The sequence below is a fragment of the Haloimpatiens massiliensis genome, assembly GCF_900184255.1.
GTDB lineage: Bacteria > Bacillota > Clostridia > Clostridiales > Clostridiaceae > Haloimpatiens > Haloimpatiens massiliensis.
In genome coordinates, this window is sequence record NZ_LT854640.1 from 2,051,952 (window position 1) to 2,069,101 (window position 17,150).

Sequence of the window (17,150 nt, forward strand, 5' to 3'; positions counted from 1 at the left end):
ATTACCCCCCTATCTTTACGTTTAATCCATAGCATTTAAAAATCTCTAAAATATCTTCCATTTCCTCTTTTGTTGGTTCCTTCTTATCTTTAAGCTTGTATTCCAGTCCCAGCCTATTATATTTATCCATACCGTATTTATGATACGGCAATAAATTAACTTTACTTATATTTAAATTTCTTAAAAATTCTGCACTTTTCTTTAAGTTCTCTCCGTCGTTTATGCCTGGTATTACAGGTATCCTAACATAAACTTCCTTGTGCATGTCTGAAAGCATTTTTAAGTTTTCAATTATACTCTCATTAGGAACACCTGTGTATTTCTTATGTTCATCACTGTCCATAAATTTTAAATCATATAAAAATAAGTCCGCCATAGAAGCTATCTTTGTAATATTTTCTGCTGTGGTAAATCCAGTGGTATCTATAGTTACATGAATTCCTCTATTCTTACTAGCTTCTACTAAAGCCTCTAAAAAATTCATTTGAGAAAAAGGCTCCCCTCCCGAAAAGGTAACCCCTCCCCCTGATTCATCATAAAAAACTATGTCTTTTTCTACTTCCTTCATAACTTCTTCCACAGTATATTCTTTACCACTTATATCTCTAGCATTATTTATACAAAAGTCTATACACTTTCCACACAATGTACATTTATCCCTATGATTAATAAGCTTGCCATCTTTTATCTCCACAGCTCCATTAGGGCATTTTTTAACACACATCCCACAGGATGTACATTTGTTTTTCCAGTATAAAATTTCCTTTTCCATACATTGACTTTCTGGATTGTGACACCACCAGCAATTCAATGGACACCCTTTCAAAAATACAGTAGTTCTTATACCAGGACCATCATGTATAGAATATTTTTGTATATTTATAATTTTCCCCCGTAACACCAAAATTCCCTCTCTTCCATATGTCATAATATAACCGTTACCTAATAACTTACATTTATTTAATAAATTTTTTACATTTATTACCTTTAAAGTGATTTGGTGTATTAACTGCTAATAGTTTTACCAATTTATTTGTATAGTTAGCCCAATTATGAGGAGTAGTAGAATTTATATGAATACTGTCCCCTGGGTAAAGTTCATATTTTTCATTGTCAAGATAAAGAGTAAGTATCCCCTCTAACACATATACAAATTCTTCTCCCTCATGGTTATAATTTGTTACGTCTTCCTCTGTATTACTAGGAAGTATTTGAACAAGTCTTGGAACCATAACCTTATTTTCCAGGTCATTGGTCAAATGATAATTTATAAATTGAGAGTTAACAACTTGAAAAATTTCCTGTTCATAACTTCTTAAAATACTTTTATTATTACTTTTTGGTATAGAAAAAAAATAAGACAAGTCTACCTCTAAGGCCTCTGCTATCTTTTCTAGTGAATCTACAGCTACATTTGTAAGACCTCTTTCTAATTGAGATAAAAATCCTATAGAGAGCTGCACCTTTTCACTTAGTTCTTTTAAAGTTAAGTTTTTGCTTACTCTAAGTTCTTTTATTTTTCCTCCTATATCAATTGCCATTTTACCCACCTCTTCTTATATTTCACATTTCTGAAATACTATTCTTATCTATAATTAAATTATACTATATTAATGTAATCATAACCACTATTATTTATTATTTTTTCACAAATATAAAAAAAGTTTAGTATGATGAAATAAATAGTATGATAACCTTTTATCTGAATAAAACACATTATGAGTTCAATAAATTAAGAATATTTTGACATTTGATTTAGAGCTGATTTTCTGATACAATTTATTATAATTATTTTTCGACATAATTAGTTAAGCATTATACTATACATGCTCTATTCATATATTACTTAAATAATATTTAAGTTTTTTTCTAAAATATTTTGCTTCACCTTTCTAACTACTGAATATCCATCTTCCATTTTATTCATTTCACTGTTTTTTAAAACTTTTATGAAATTATATAAATAACGAAAGGAGAATACAATAAATGATAAATACTTTACAAAATTTTATTTCTTTTGGAAACAACATACTTTGGTCTTACGTTCTAATAATCTTACTTATATCTGTTGGAGTTTATTTTAGTTTCAAATGTAACTTTGTTCAATTTAGATTTATAGGTGAAATGTTTAAATTACTAGGAGAAGGCGCTTCTAAATCTGTAACTTCTAAGGATAAAAAAGGAGTTTCTTCCTTTCAAGCCTTCTGTATAAGTACAGCTTCAAGAGTGGGAACTGGCAATTTAGCAGGTGTTGCTATAGCTATATCTATGGGTGGTCCTGGAGCAGTATTTTGGATGTGGTTAATAGCTCTAATAGGTTCCGCATCTAGTTTTGTAGAAAGCACATTAGCTCAAATTTATAAAGTAAAAGACAAAGATGGATATAGAGGTGGGCCCGCTTACTACATGGAAAAAGCCCTAAACAAAAGATGGATGGGAATTATTTTTTCAATACTTATAACAGTATGTTTTGGGCTTGTATTTAACTCTGTTCAGGCTAATACAATCTCTTTAGCTTTTGAAGGAGCCTTTGGTGTAAATAGACTAACAGTTGGAATTATTTTATCCCTATTAACCGCTTTAATAATTTTTGGTGGTGTTACAAGAATTGCAAAGGTTGCAGAGGTAATTGTTCCTATCATGGCAATTGCTTACATTTTAGTAGCTTTATTTGTTTTAACTAAAAATATTGCTCACATACCATCCATGTTCAAACTTATATTATCTGATGCTTTTGACTTTAATGGTATAATTGGCGGCGGTATAGGTGCTTCCGTAATGATGGGAATAAAAAGAGGTCTTTTTTCAAATGAAGCTGGTATGGGAAGTGCTCCAAATGCTGCTGCTACAGCAGAAGTTACTCATCCTGTAAAGCAAGGCTTTATACAAACTTTAGGAGTATTTACAGATACCATAATAATATGCAGCTGTACTGCTTTTATAATATTACTTTCAGGAAATTATACCGCAGAAGGACTTACTGGTATACAACTTACACAAAATGCTTTAGCTTCTCAAGTAGGCTCATGGGGAAATATATTTATAGCTGTATGTATCCTATTATTTGCCTATAGCTCTATAATAGGAAACTACTACTATGGAGAAACTAATATAGAATTTATCAAAGCTAATAAAATTTGGTTATTTATATATAGATCATTTGTAGTTATTATGGTTCTATTTGGTTCATTAACTGGAATACAATTAGTATGGGATATGGCCGATCTATTCATGGGATTTATGGCACTTATAAACTTAATAACTATAATCCAATTAGGTGGCATTGCATCAGCAGCATTAAAAGATTATGTTAATCAGAAAAAACAAGGAAAAGATCCTGTGTTTACTAAAGATTCTATAGAAGGATTAACTGGCTTAGAGTGCTGGGACGAATAAATTTGACAATTATAAGAAATAAATATCAATGAAAATCAAATAATGAATCTTAAAAAATAATAAGGAACATCCATAGATTTGTGTAAACCAATCTATGGATGTTCCCATTTTTAAATCCTAAATTTTCACTATATAATGGTCATTATCAAATTAATCATTAATAAACTTTTGTATAGAAAGTAAGGTTTTCACATCTATTTTCTTATGAGATTTAATAAGCTCCTTAGCTTCCTCTTTAGATAAAAGCATAACTTCAATATCCTCATCTGCTTCTAAATAATCCTGTGACATTTTTCCTGTACAAGTACAGTAAACCACTGCCACACATTCATCTGTCATACCTGTTGATACATATGCCTTATCCTTTGTATTATCATAATCAATTTCAACCAAATCAAGTCCTGTTTCTTCCTTTAATTCTCTTCTCACAGTATCTTCAAATTCTTCTCCACTATCTACAAGTCCAGCTGGTAATTCATATACATAATCATTAAGAGGTATCCTAAATTGTTTTATAACAACTAATTTATTCTCTGCCACATGATTAGCTACTATTATTACTGCATCTATCTTATCCTCTTTACCATAAAAAAATCTATCCTTCAATGTGCTTAAATCTTTCCTAGATGCAATAGACCAATTTCTATCATCACCATTTTTGTTTACATACTCTGCATCATATAGTTTTAAATATTTTGTATCTGCTAATGTTTTGATATCTTTTACTCTTGGTTTAGTCATAATTATCTTTAGCGAAAAGGATTTTAACGTACCAAAGTCGCTAAAATATTCACTTCCTTCCTATATAATGATTAACCCACAATAAGGTACAATGTAGTGGAATTATGAAATTTCTCCTCCATAACTTGCATAAGAGCTCGGAAGAATTTCTAAAATTAAATTTAAACAGTTCTTTTGCTTCTTATGCAAGTCATTCCAGAGAAATTTCATAATTCAGGTAATGTAATGCTTTTTGTGGGATAATCATATAATGTATTTATCTTTTATTGTGTATATATAATATTATAGCAAATATTTTCATCAGTTAAACATATTAAGCATATTAATCTTATACGTTTTAGCCTTGTTTCTATAATAATTATACTGGTGCCAATGCACATCATTTCTATTAGCATCTTCCTTATGTCTCTTAAAGTAATCTTTAACCTCTTCCTTTATATTAGAGTCCTTTACCTTTAAAAGTCTTTGTATTTGTGGAGCTGCATCATATGAAAGACTAATTAAATATTCTACATCTATCTTCGCAGTATTTTTATATCTTTCTATATTCTTCTTTGCTACCATTTTATCCAAATTAACAAAATTCATGATACAATACATAGTTATACCTATTATAAAGCTATATTTTAATATAGGAACTCCACATTTCCATATGCCTAAAAGTACCACTGCAAATATTAAAGAAAGCAATAATATAAATAATTCTACAAACACTCTAAGTTTAGTGTATCCAAATGCCCCTTCGTAAAGATTCATTCTATAATGTGCTGAAAATAACATATTATAAGTAAATACTATTAATATACTATAAAGAATATTGCACCAAATACTTATCTTTACATTGTCACTTTTAACATATTTTTTATTCAATAGAACTATAGTTAAATTAATTAGAGTTACAAGTATTAGTTCAAAAAAACCTTTTCTAGCATACTGTGCATAAGTAATCCCTTCCGGTAATATACCACTTCCCCCTGCATACAAATAGGAAAATTGCACTACAGAAAATATGCAGTAAACAAAATTAATAGTTACTACAATAGTTATAACAGTTATAGCTTCCCATTTACTCTTTTTTTCCATACTATTTTCATTTTTAAGTTTATCTTCGTACTTTAATCTAAAAAACAACCCAAATGTATAAACAGTAACCAACATTATTATACATAGATGACGTATAAAATTTTTAAAAGTCATATTTAAAAATAAGTCCTCTATATTGCTAAAATATCCTGCAAAAACCATATCTGCAGAAGATAATAAAAATATAATTACAAACAATAAAGGTATAGAAATTAACATTCCTTTAAAAATGTACTTTAGGTTGGAATTTTTATAGTTTTTCCTATTTTCATTCTTTCTTCTATCTTTGAAGCTTTCTATGCAAAATCTATAAAAAATAGTTATGGATAGAAAGACAGTTTTAAATATCTTGTCTAACACATTACTTATTAAAATATTGTCTAAATCACTTTTACTATATCTTATAGAAATAAGATATCCAACTCCTAAAACAGGAATCACCAAAAGATTTAGAAATGCCAATTCTCCATTATTAAAAATAGTATAGCTAAAAGATAATACTATACATGGAATTAAAAACACATAACTTATCTTTCTTTTTAAATTAACATTAGGATACAATAAATTAACACCAGCTATTAAAAAAATAGTATTATATATGAATACAGAGATTCCAATAGAGTAATCTTTAAAAAAGTAATCATACAAAACCCCTATAACTAAGCACCAAATTATAGTTTTGTACTTTATATTAGCCTTATCAAACTCATCACCAAAACCAGTAAAATATTTATAAAGTTCACCCTTAGGCTTTTCAGATTTTTCTCTATTATTTTTTCCAAATTCAATATTCATATTTTCACCCATCTTTTGCTCATATTCATTATTTGCATTATGCTCTACCTTTTGTTTATATTCATTATTTGCATTATCATCTATATTGTTCTGAAATTTACTATTTTCATTTAAATTACCATATATATTATCCCCCAAGCTTCTCCCCTCCCAATTCTCAATTACTAATTATCCCCTCTCCGTAATCTTTTGTTACTTTTTCATATTAACCATTAATTCAACTTTAGCAGTTATAAAATCACAATTTAAAATTTGAAATTTACAGGTAAGTAATAGGTAATAGCTAAGAACTAAGAAGTAAAAGCTAAGAAGTAAGAGTTAAGGATAAAACTCAAAGAGTTTTTTATAATTAATTTGTAAGTAACAGGTACTAAGTAATAGTTGTGGTGAAAATTCAGCTTTGCTGAATTTTTTAAAGAACCTCTTACCTTTACCTATTAGTTCTTACTTTTTCACTCTTACTTCTTACTTTTTACCTCTTACCTACTCTACAAATCCCTATTTTACATTCTAAATTTTAAATTAAAAACCCTTATTAATCTGATGTAGAGCTTGAACTTTATGTGTGAAAGTTGAGTTATTAATTATTACAAATTAGTTTTCTTCCAAGTATTCTAAAATATCTCCCGGCTGACAATTAAGGGCCTTACATATGGCTTCCAGTGTAGAAAATCTTATAGCCTTTGCTTTGCTATTTTTAAGTATAGATAAGTTAGCATTAGTTATACCTACCTTATCTGAAAGTTCTGACAAAGATATCTTTCTTTTAGCCATCATTACATCTAAATTAACAATAATAGGCATATGCATCCTCCTTAAATAGTAAGATCATTTTCTTCCTTTACCTCTACAGCTTTTTGAAAAACCTTAGCTAACACCAAAATAAAACAACCTGCAAAGAAGAAAATTAAAAATTCCATATCTGTGTGTATACCTGCTTTATCTATAAATATAAAATGATAGCTTCCATATTTTACATTTATGCAAAAATTAATAAGATAGCAAAAAGCAATTATAAAAGAACTTATAGATATAATTGTCAAACTTTTTACATTTTGCCTTACAAAAGGTTCCACCTTAATAACAGAATCCATTATTTTTCTCAAATTATATAAAATAGCCATAAGAGCAGTGGACCCTATTAAAAATAAAGAATATATAACTATTTTTTTGCTTAAATTTATTGAATTAAAATCTTTAACAAGGGTATTAATAGATATCCATATAAAAAGACCTATGCCCACAATCAATAATACATCTAATATTATTTTTAAAAAACTTGATAGAGATTCTTTTCCGTAATATTTCATTTTATACCTCCTTTTAATTCAGCTTCATTAATCTTTAACCCTATTGTGATTATATACCTTTTTTTCTCTTAAATCAATATGTTTTTATTGTTTATCAATAATAATATATTGATTTTAAATATGCTTTTTTACTACTTTTTTACTACTAAATAATAAAATATGCTTTAACAATAATATAGAATAAATTAGTCTATCTATTATTTTCCTCATTTTTCTTTATGTTTTAATATATTCTAATAAAATTTGACTTTTTTCTACTTTTTGCTATAATTATTATACAAAATATTGTTTAAAAAACAATTATAAGGAAGAAAATTGGTAATACATATACGTATAAGGAGGGAGCCTTAATGAAATTTTTAAAGGATTTAAAAATATCTGTAAAACTCATATCTACTTTTGTAATAACATGTCTATTAATGCTATGTATTGGCTTAGTAGGTGCATCAAGTATGAGCAAAATCAACAAATCTTCAAACTCATTGTACGATGATAACATAGTAGCAATTACATCTATTAATTATGTAGATAAAAATTTATCAACTATTTATTCAAATTTGGAACTAATGCTTTACATAAATGATAAAAATGAAATAAAAAAATTGGAGAATGAAATTAATGAACTCACAGATTATGACAATAAAAAAATAGAGTTGTATAAATCTAGTTTTACTAGAGATGCAGATAGAAAACTTTTTAGTGAATTAGAGCAAGACCTTAAAGAATACAGAATCATTAGAGAAGAATTCATTAAATTAATTATGGATGATAAAAAAAATGAAGCAATAAATAAATTTTCTGATGTTACACAAGTAAGAAATAGTCTTAAAACTAAAATGGATAATTTAGTAGAATTAAATAATACTTGGGCAAAGGATACTTTGGAAAACAATAAATCTATTTTTTCAAACTCACTAAAATTATCTGTTTTTATTAATGCTATTGCAATTTTGCTCTCAATAATATTTGCATTCTTAATAGTAAAAGCTATTAAAACACCTTTAAATAAAATAAGAGAGTTAGCAAATAGATTATCTAATTACGATTTTTCAACTTCTATAACTTTATCTAGTATGGATGAATTTGGACAAACAGCTCTTGCTTTAAATAAAGCTCAAGAAAACGTAAGTAACCTTGTAAAAAATATTATAGATGATGCTAGCGATATAAGCGCCTCTAGTGAAGAATTATCTGCAACTGTCGAAGAAATGACTTCAAAATTTGAAAACATAAATGAAACCACAAAAGAAATCAATTCTGAAGTACAAGAAACTAGTGCAGCAGCAGAAGAAGTATATGCATCTATACAAGAAGTAGACTCAAGTGTATCTATTTTATCAACTAAAGCTGTTGATGGAAGTAGCAATGCACTTCAAATGAAAGAACGAGCTGTTAAAGTTAAAGAAAATAGCGAAGCTGCTATTAAAAATACAAAAGCAACCTATGATAATATGGAAAAACAAATTTTAGATGATATAGAAAAAGGCAAAGTTGTTGAAGATATTAAAATTATGGCAGATACCATAGCAAGTATAGCTGAACAAACTAATCTACTAGCACTCAATGCAGCTATTGAAGCTGCAAGAGCAGGAGAACAAGGAAAAGGCTTTGCAGTAGTTGCAGAAGAGGTAAGAAAACTTGCTGAACAATCTTCTGTTGCAGTAAAAAATGTTAAATCCACAATAGAAAAAGTACACTCAGCTTTTAAAAGTTTGTCTGGAAACAGCAATAGTTTACTAACATTCATGAATGATACAGTAGTTCCTGAATTTGAAAAATTTATATACATAGGAGAACAATATGAAAAAGATGGCATATTTGTAACTGATATATCTGAGGAGTTAGCTTCCATGACAGAAGAAATTACAGCTACAATAAATCAAGTTAGTGAATCAGTTCAAAGTATGGCACAGATGGCTCAAAATTCATCAGGAAACTTAAACGAAATATATGGAGGGGTTAACGAATCTAGTCAGGCTATGACTCAAGTAGCATCTACAGCTCAAAGCCAAGCGGAACTTGCACAAAAACTTAATGAAATAATCCTAAAATTTAAAATATAATAAAGGAGCTCACTGTAAGCATTTATGCATCTACAGTGAGCCTTTTATAACTATACCAAATTAACTCTCCCGCTAACTATATTCACCTACCTTTTTCATAAATTGTAAAAACACTTTCTCTATAGGCTATACCTAATAAACCCTAACTTCTTCACCAATTTTATTTTTCTCAGGAATTAATTCCTCAAGGTAGAAACTAACTTCCAACTGTTTATCCGTATTCACATTATCAAATTCTATTACATACCCCTTATCATCATTGGAATCTCTATAGGCACATGAAAAATATTGTTTTACACCATAATTATCTGTGCTCGTGTCTCCAAAATACTCATGTAATCTAACATTTGTTGCAAATTCCTTTGCGTATTTATCGCTTCTAAAATATAGCTTAACTTTATTGTTACTTCTTTCTATCTTATAAAACTCTCCTTTAGTGCCATCAGTAAATGTTAAATCTTTATTATATTTAATGTTTTTATCTAAACTTTCATTTTCCAAACTTTTTTGTATTCTTTTATTAACCTCTTCATGTTCCTTATCACTAAATTTCATATTATTCTTTACAAGTATCACGCTAATTTTGTTTGCGGACTTTATCTTCTCATAAGTAGCTGCTGGAAAGGAAATATGACCCTTGCCTTCTTTAGCACCTCCTTCATTTAAAGTATATATCTTATCATCTAATTTAAGAAGCAAATCCCCTTTCGTTAAGCACTGAATATGCTATTTTAAAAATTAAATTAGCATATTTGTCTACTAAAACATCCAATGATTTTGTATCCTTATTTTTAAGCCTTTTTATCAATTCCTTATCATTCATAATTTTTATCTCTCCTAAATATATTGAAAGTACTTTCAAACTCTTCACTAATTAAGTCGTATAAAAAACTAACATCTCTCGCTAAATTTAAAAATTTATAAAAAATCATACTAAATCTTGTATTTTATAAGCTTCATGATTAACTGATGAATCATAACATTTATATAATTACTAAATTATAAATAAAAAAGTCAGCATGCTTTTATAAAGCATGCTGACTTTTTTATTTATTCTTTTATTTATAAAATATGCAGTGAAAACATTAAAAATTTATTTTAATTCTGGAAAATATCCTTTATTCGCTTCTATATAATCATCTAGTATTTTTTTAGCAATATGAACTGAAGGAACTAATGGATTTAATGATAATGCTTTTAATGCTTTTTGGTATGAACCTTCTAACGCTGCATCAACTGTTAATTTTTCATAGGCATTTACAACTTCCATTAATCCTTTTTGGAATGTTGGAATCTCACCTACAGCAATTGGCTCATATCCTTGCGCATTAATAATTGCAGTACATTCTACTATTGAATCACTGGAAAAGTTTGATATAACTCCATGGTTTGGAACATTGATTATAAACTTTTCATTTGTATTGTTAGCTATTGCCGATGCAATATCCACTATAAAATCTCCATGAATTGTGTCTGTAAGTACATTTCCTTTTGCTGTTCCCTTCTTTACCCCTTCTCTACACAAATCAAAAGTTTCTTTTTCTCTGTGATCAATACAGTAATCTGCTCTCGTATAATTCGGATCTTCTTCTGCAAACATTTCGTCTTTATAATAGTAATATTGTAAATAACTTGTTGGTAATGCATCATCGAAATGTCCTACAAATTGCTTTAATCTCTTAGCTGTTTTTTCCCAGTACGGATCCGTATAAACATCTGCTTGTAATCCTGTTTCTTTTATCATATTAATAAGTTCTGGTAATTTATCATCACCATTTCTATCATACATATGAGTAAACCATCCTAGATGATTTAATCCAAAATAAGTATATTGGAAATCACTTGGTTCACCACCTAACATATGCGCCATATCTTTTTGTTGCCATGGTGGTACATCACATATACAAATATCTTTAACCTCTGGAACGGCTCTTTTTATTGCTTCAGCAACTATAGCTGTTGGATTGCTATAGTTTATTATCCAGCTATTAGGAGCATATTTTACTACATCTTTAGCTATAGAAATCATTTCTGGTATTTCTCTCATAGCAAATGCAAATCCTCCAGGACCACAAGTTTCTTGACCTACTACTCCATACTTCATTGGAATCTTTTCGTCAATGCTTCTCATTTTTAAACACCCTGATCTAATTTGTGCTAAAAGAAAATCCATTCCTTCAAAAGCTATTTTTCTGTCTGTTGTTAGTACCAATTCAACTTCTGGCGCTCTTTCTTTTACTAAGATATCCATAAAGTCTCCTATAATATGAAGTCTTTCCTCATCATTGTCTATCAGTGTTATTCTTTTTAATGGTAACTTGTTTCGTTTTTCCAACAAGCTATTTACCACACCTGGAGTATATCCACTACCAGCACCGATGATTGTAACATTGTACTTTTTCATTTAAACTTCCTCCTTAATAGTTAATTTTTATTAAATCAACATATCCTTTCAACAGCTTGTACCTTTAGCTGTGAAGTTGAATCATTAATTTAAAAAATTTATATTATAACACTTACTAAGGAGTGAGCAAAAGATACACTAGAAAATGATTTAAGTACATACCACCTTTATCCGATATCTAGCTATTTTCTCACATGTTAGTTAAAAAGTGTATAAACCTTAATATTATCTTTTATCAATTATTTCAAATATATCCACTAGTTCGCTTACCAATGAATGTGCAAAAGATGCACTAGAGTAATGATCCTCAGCATGAACAACTAAGAAATTTACTGCATCGTTTTCATTATTAGTAGCTGAAGTTAACACCTTCATATGAACTTTTGATGCTTCCATAAGTTTAGCTGATGCTTCTTTAAGAAGTTGTTTAGCAGCATCATAATTTCCTTCTTTTACTTTTTTTAATGAATACATTACATCACTTTTAGAATCACCTGCTTGAGATATTATTTCAAATACTTGCTTTTCTAGTTCCTCATTCATTATATTCATCCCTTTCATTACTCTATTAAAATTAGAAATCAAAATCATCATTAATTGCTGATTCTACTACCTCTTTTTCCTTCTGCAATTCTTCTTTTTCCATCATCTTAAAGAATGGATAGTATATTGCTGTCATAATAAAGATATTTAAGAAAACTACTACAACAGCTTTCCAATCTAATGTTAGTAAAAATGCCCCTACTCCTGGTGGCATAAATCCTGGTGGTTCCATTGTTGGTTTACCAATTAATCCACTGGAAAATGCTAAGAAATCCATTATTCCAACTATTACTGGTCCAAATACAAATGGTATAAACATAAATGGATTCATAACTATAGGTGTACCAAAGATTACTGGTTCATTTATACCAAAGATAGATGGTACTATTGCTACTTTACCCATACTTTTTAAACTTTTAGATCTGCTTTTCATCATAAGTAATACTAAGCCTAATGTTATTCCTGAACCTGTTACCTGAAGGAAACTATAGTAAAATCCTATAGTAAAAATATGTATTGGATCTTGACCTGCTGCTATTCTTGTTGCATTTTCAGCCATATAATTTGCAGCTATTGGCATCCATATACTTGAAGTTATCGCTGCTCCATGTAATCCAAAGAACCATAATAACTGAGTAATTAATAATATTATTATCACGGCTGTAACACTATCTAAACTACTTATTGCTGGAGCAAGAATGTTCATTACTAATTTAGGGAATGGCTGCCCAGTTGTATTTCTAATAATCACCGAAAATGTTGTAAACAAAATTATACAAACTATCATTGGAAGTAAGTTATTAAAACTTTTACTTACTATACTTGGTACTTCTTTAGGTAATTTAAATACCAAATTCTTTTCATTCATAAATCTTGTAATTTCTACTACTAAAAGTCCAACTATTATACTTACAAATAGTCCTTGTGCATCTAAATACCCTGTCTTAATAGCTCCATCTGCCACTTCTGCACACAATATAAATTGTATAATTACTGATGTTATAGCAACTTCTGTAGCATTCAATTTATATTTTCTGGCTAAAGATAATGCTATAAAAAAAGCTGCATAAAGTGATATAATTCCCATAGTGAAATTAAAAGGGAACATAAATACACCTAAATTATTGCCAATAAAATCTTTTACGGCTCCATTTGGCAGCATGTTCTTCAATGCTATAAATAAAAGACTTAAAGAACCCACTATAAATATTGGGACTATGCTCATCATTCCTTCTTTAACAGCTTGAAGATGAATTTGTTTTTCTACCTTTTCTGCTATGGGCACTAAATACTTCTTTAGGGTTTCTTGAACTCCCCCATTTTTTTTACTCATTTTTTCAACTCCTTTACATTTATTCATATAAATCTATTTAGTTTTCAAAATAGCCTATTATATTTTAATATTTCAATGCAAAGCTTTTCATTTTTCCTAGTAAAACTTTTTTGTATGCACCGTTTACATCAAATAAAAGCACATTAACATCAGCTGATTTTATATTTTTAATTAATCATTAATATTCTTAGCAAGTACTGTGCCAATATTATAATAACTTTTAAAAGTAGCTTATACTGTACACTTTGTTTAATTTATATATAATGTGTTTATGCTTTTAATAATTTGTTTAACAATTATAATGCTTTTTAAAACACATTTTATATTTGTGTTTATATTTTGTTTTAAACAAAAATAAATACTCTACTGCTTGTAATCTATTATTTAAACAAACAATAAAGTATTTATCATAAATCTTGTTTTTTATTTATTAAAATTTATTATTAATACTGCCATGAATTAAATTTAAATGCTGACTCAACAGTATTTTCTGGATCATATTTATTTAAAATCTCTTCATAACGTTCTTTATAATCATTATCTATTTCCTTTTGAGGTGTTACAACACTTGCTTCATGTAAGAAATGTAATGAACCACGTCCCATAGCAGCTCCTCTTACTGTATGTTTATCTAATGCATAATCAGGAATTTCTGGTACATATCCCATAGCAAAACTTTTAATTACAATATTCTTTAGTAAGTCACTTGAACGATCTTTTTCACTTGCACATAAATAACGAATTGCATGAATAAAATATATAGGGCGATCTCCGTCAGCATAACCATATTCTTTACGCATTTGATTTAAATTATTAAGCAAAATAGCTGCACTAGGATCTCCCATACCAATGTCCTCTACTGATATTGTTATTAATCTTCTCCATAGCTTTTCTTCCATTTCTGGAGATGTTATATACATTTCATAAGCAAATTCACATGCTTTTTCTGTTAAACCTCGTCTAATTGATTTCTGCAAACCTGAAATTACCTCATCTGCATTTAAACCATTCCTTGTTTTAATTCTAGCCCATGGGTCTTTAATAAATTTTTTTTCCATAACACAACGTCTCCTTTATATGTTATTAATCAAAATGCTTGACTATCTATTATTTTTATATAATTGAATTGCAGCTTTTAAAACAGCTGGTGCATCCATTCTTCCATAATCCTGTGTATTTATAACAGCTACCCCTATAGAATATGGTGAGCATATTTCTCTTACTTCGTCTTCCTTAAACCTTATTTGTGGTCCTATAAGAACTACGTCCATTTTACTAGACTCAAGATAATTTTTTAAATTTTCAATAGATGTTGCGTCTATATTAAATTCCTTTGTTTTTAGTTTTTCATGTTCTTTGGTAAAAGCTTTCATTTTACTTACTAAAACTCCTGTAGATGCTCCATTAGCGCAAACTAAAAGTATGTTCATATTAGCTCCTCCTTTTCGTATTTGTTAGTGTAAAGTTTTTTTACACTATTTTTATAAAATTTCTTTATATATCAAGGGTTACAGAGTTTTTTAAATAAAAAAACAATGACCCCCTTTTTTATGCTATAATTGAATCGCCAAAACACAAAAATAACATGAAAGGATGTCATTGCTATGGATTCAATTATAACTTATTTAATTTCCTATAATCAATATCTTTTAAAAATAATTTATCAATTACTTATGTTTATTTGTAAATACATTCCTCTTAAGCAGTGGGCTTTTGAGGATTCACATAGTCCCGAATATCAAAAATTCAAAGTGGATAAACTACCTAAAATTGTTCGTTTTGAAAAGGTAGACTATCAACTTCTTTTAGCTTACTATAAACATAAATATAATAAACTAACCAAACCTGTTCAGAGACGTAATGGGAAGTCCGTCCCTGAAAATATCCTATGTCCTAAATGCGGTGCCCCTCACCAGTATATCTACGATAATAATGGCTCTAGAGGTCAATACCAGTGCAAGGTTTGTGGTCAAAATTTTAATGAAAGTAACCACACTACTAAACCTATAGTATTTAGTTGTCCTTATTGCGGACAAACTCTTTCTCCAAAGAAAGATCGTAAGCATTTTAGAATACATAAATGTGTTAATCCTAAGTGTTCCTACTACCGCAAGAACTTAGACAAACTGCCTAAAGACTTAAGTGACGCTGATAAACACAAGTACAAGCTCCACTACATCTATCGTGAGTTCACCATAGATTTCTTCAAAATGGACTTACATGAACTTCCTTCTAGAGCAATTAACTTTAAGTATAAGAAGTTCAATGCCCACATTATGGGGCTTTGCCTTACTTATCACGTTAATCTTAAGCTATCTACTAGGCAGACAGCACATGCCTTGGAGGAAGTACATGGTATAAAGATTTCACATACAATGATTGCTAATTATGCTATGACTGCTGCCGCAGTTATAAAGCCATTTGTAGATACTTTTGACTATAATCCTTCTAACATCCTTTCTGCTGATGAAACATACATTAAGGTAAAAGGCATAAAGCATTATGTTTGGATTATCATGGATGCTTGTAAAAAGTCTATTCTTGGCTACCAAGTATCCGATACTCGTGCTGTAGGTCCATATATCCTCGCTATGCGTATGGCTTTTGAGAAGTTTAAAAACTTCCCTAATAAAGCCTTAAAATTCATTGCAGATGGCTATAGTGCCTACCCTCTTGCAAGTCAGCAGTGTAAACTCGTTAATGGCTGGGACTTTGATGTTACTCAAGTTATCGGACTCACCAATAATGATGCTGTATCCACCGAATTTCGTTGGGTAAAGCAAGTAGTAGAACGGCTTAACCGCACCTTCAAGTCTTCTTATCGCGTTACCTGCGGTTATGGAAGCGAGAATGGTGCACTTTATGGCGTTTCCCTTTGGGTTGCCTATTATAACTTTCTACGTCCTCATCCTTATAACTACTGGAAGCCACTAAATGAGATAGATATTTTAACTAATGCGGGCAATATGCCTGCTAAGTGGCAATTACTTATTTACCTTGGTCAACAAACAATATTAAAGATGCAAACTGAAAATTCTGCTTAATTTAGTTGTAAAGTAAATATGGGATATTTATTAACCACTACGTGAATAACTCAATGTAGAGATTACTAATATCAAAAATTTTCCTTCACTCAAAAGGATTTTTTGTCATGCCTAAAATTCGTTATTTCATCTTCAAATCACAAAGTATTTTATTATTCTGCGCCCTTCGGGCAAAACATTTTTAAACTTAGCTTTTTCATATTTCACTTTACACTATCTCGTATTTTCTAAAATATTAGTAATAACTATTTTAGCAATTATTGTGCCAAAGTAATTTTATACTCATAGAATCACTCTATATAGTATCTTTTTATTACTCTAAGCAAAATGTGTTTAAATCCTTGTACTATTCGTTTAATAAAATTTCTACTTTCTTAAACAAATTAATACTAAGTGTTTAAATAAGGTACATGAAAATAAATAACAAGTAAAGTTAAT

The 17,150-nt window shown here is 29.1% G+C and carries 16 protein-coding genes; 3 read left to right on the forward strand and 13 right to left on the reverse strand.

Annotated features, from left to right (window positions below; all coding sequences use genetic code 11):
- Position 1: 1 nt before the first annotated feature.
- Positions 2-901, reverse strand: coding sequence for a trans-4-hydroxy-L-proline dehydratase activase (locus C1715_RS17800; RefSeq protein WP_102401981.1), 900 nt, complete (start codon positions 899-901; stop codon positions 2-4).
- Between the two features lie 55 nt (positions 902-956).
- Entirely contained in the window at positions 957-1,541 is a 585-nt protein-coding gene (locus C1715_RS17805) for a helix-turn-helix domain-containing protein (protein ID WP_102401685.1), read from the reverse strand.
- 448 nt (positions 1,542-1,989) lie between these two features.
- On the opposite strand from C1715_RS17805, the gene C1715_RS17810 reads away from it, so the two are divergent.
- Complete coding sequence (locus C1715_RS17810; protein ID WP_102401982.1) at positions 1,990-3,396, forward strand: alanine/glycine:cation symporter family protein; 1,407 nt, start codon at positions 1,990-1,992, stop codon at positions 3,394-3,396.
- Between the two features lie 150 nt (positions 3,397-3,546).
- Here C1715_RS17810 and C1715_RS17815 read toward each other — a convergent pair whose 3' ends face one another.
- The 4 genes from C1715_RS17815 to C1715_RS17830 all read right to left on the reverse strand — a co-directional run bounded on the left by C1715_RS17815 (position 3,547) and on the right by C1715_RS17830 (position 7,325).
- Complete coding sequence (locus C1715_RS17815; protein WP_102401686.1) at positions 3,547-4,137, reverse strand: NUDIX hydrolase; 591 nt, start codon at positions 4,135-4,137, stop codon at positions 3,547-3,549.
- A gap of 300 nt (positions 4,138-4,437) precedes the next feature.
- Positions 4,438-6,153 carry a DUF4153 domain-containing protein gene (locus C1715_RS17820; RefSeq protein WP_102401687.1) on the reverse strand — a complete coding sequence of 572 codons (1,716 nt, stop codon included), beginning with the start codon at positions 6,151-6,153 and terminating at the stop codon, positions 4,438-4,440.
- A 456-nt stretch (positions 6,154-6,609) separates the two neighbouring features.
- Positions 6,610-6,819 (reverse strand): helix-turn-helix domain-containing protein, encoded by a 210-nt coding sequence (locus C1715_RS17825; protein WP_102401688.1) that lies wholly within the window; start codon positions 6,817-6,819, stop codon positions 6,610-6,612.
- A gap of 11 nt (positions 6,820-6,830) precedes the next feature.
- The gene (locus tag C1715_RS17830; protein ID WP_102401689.1) at positions 6,831-7,325 is read right to left on the reverse strand and encodes a DUF2975 domain-containing protein; all 495 of its coding nucleotides are present in this window, start codon (positions 7,323-7,325) and stop codon (positions 6,831-6,833) included.
- 350 nt (positions 7,326-7,675) lie between these two features.
- Between C1715_RS17830 and C1715_RS17835 the strand changes: the two genes are divergently transcribed.
- A complete protein-coding gene (locus tag C1715_RS17835) occupies positions 7,676-9,388 on the forward strand; it encodes a methyl-accepting chemotaxis protein (RefSeq protein ID WP_102401690.1) in 1,713 nt (570 codons plus the stop codon).
- 132 nt (positions 9,389-9,520) lie between these two features.
- Here C1715_RS17835 and C1715_RS17840 read toward each other — a convergent pair whose 3' ends face one another.
- The 7 genes from C1715_RS17840 to C1715_RS17865 all read right to left on the reverse strand — a co-directional run bounded on the left by C1715_RS17840 (position 9,521) and on the right by C1715_RS17865 (position 15,098).
- Complete coding sequence (locus C1715_RS17840) at positions 9,521-10,087, reverse strand: hypothetical protein (RefSeq protein ID WP_102401691.1); 567 nt, start codon at positions 10,085-10,087, stop codon at positions 9,521-9,523.
- Entirely contained in the window at positions 10,077-10,211 is a 135-nt protein-coding gene (locus C1715_RS20135) for a hypothetical protein (RefSeq protein WP_278320127.1), read from the reverse strand. Before C1715_RS20135 ends, C1715_RS17840 begins: the two co-directional genes overlap by 11 nt.
- Positions 10,212-10,481: 270 nt before the next feature.
- Positions 10,482-11,792, reverse strand: a complete 1,311-nt coding sequence (locus C1715_RS17845; RefSeq protein ID WP_102401692.1) for a family 4 glycosyl hydrolase — start codon at positions 11,790-11,792, stop codon at positions 10,482-10,484.
- 225 nt (positions 11,793-12,017) lie between these two features.
- Positions 12,018-12,335: a PTS lactose/cellobiose transporter subunit IIA gene (locus tag C1715_RS17850; RefSeq protein WP_102401983.1), complete on the reverse strand. Its 318-nt coding sequence runs from the start codon at positions 12,333-12,335 to the stop codon at positions 12,018-12,020.
- 31 nt (positions 12,336-12,366) lie between these two features.
- Entirely contained in the window at positions 12,367-13,668 is a 1,302-nt protein-coding gene (locus C1715_RS17855) for a PTS sugar transporter subunit IIC (RefSeq protein WP_102401693.1), read from the reverse strand.
- Between the two features lie 443 nt (positions 13,669-14,111).
- The gene (locus C1715_RS17860; RefSeq protein WP_102401694.1) at positions 14,112-14,726 is read right to left on the reverse strand and encodes an AAA family ATPase; all 615 of its coding nucleotides are present in this window, start codon (positions 14,724-14,726) and stop codon (positions 14,112-14,114) included.
- 42 nt (positions 14,727-14,768) lie between these two features.
- Entirely contained in the window at positions 14,769-15,098 is a 330-nt protein-coding gene (locus tag C1715_RS17865; protein WP_102401695.1) for a PTS sugar transporter subunit IIB, read from the reverse strand.
- A gap of 174 nt (positions 15,099-15,272) precedes the next feature.
- On the opposite strand from C1715_RS17865, the gene C1715_RS17870 reads away from it, so the two are divergent.
- Entirely contained in the window at positions 15,273-16,712 is a 1,440-nt protein-coding gene (locus C1715_RS17870; RefSeq protein ID WP_102401696.1) for a DDE-type integrase/transposase/recombinase, read from the forward strand.
- Positions 16,713-17,150: the final 438 nt, after the last annotated feature.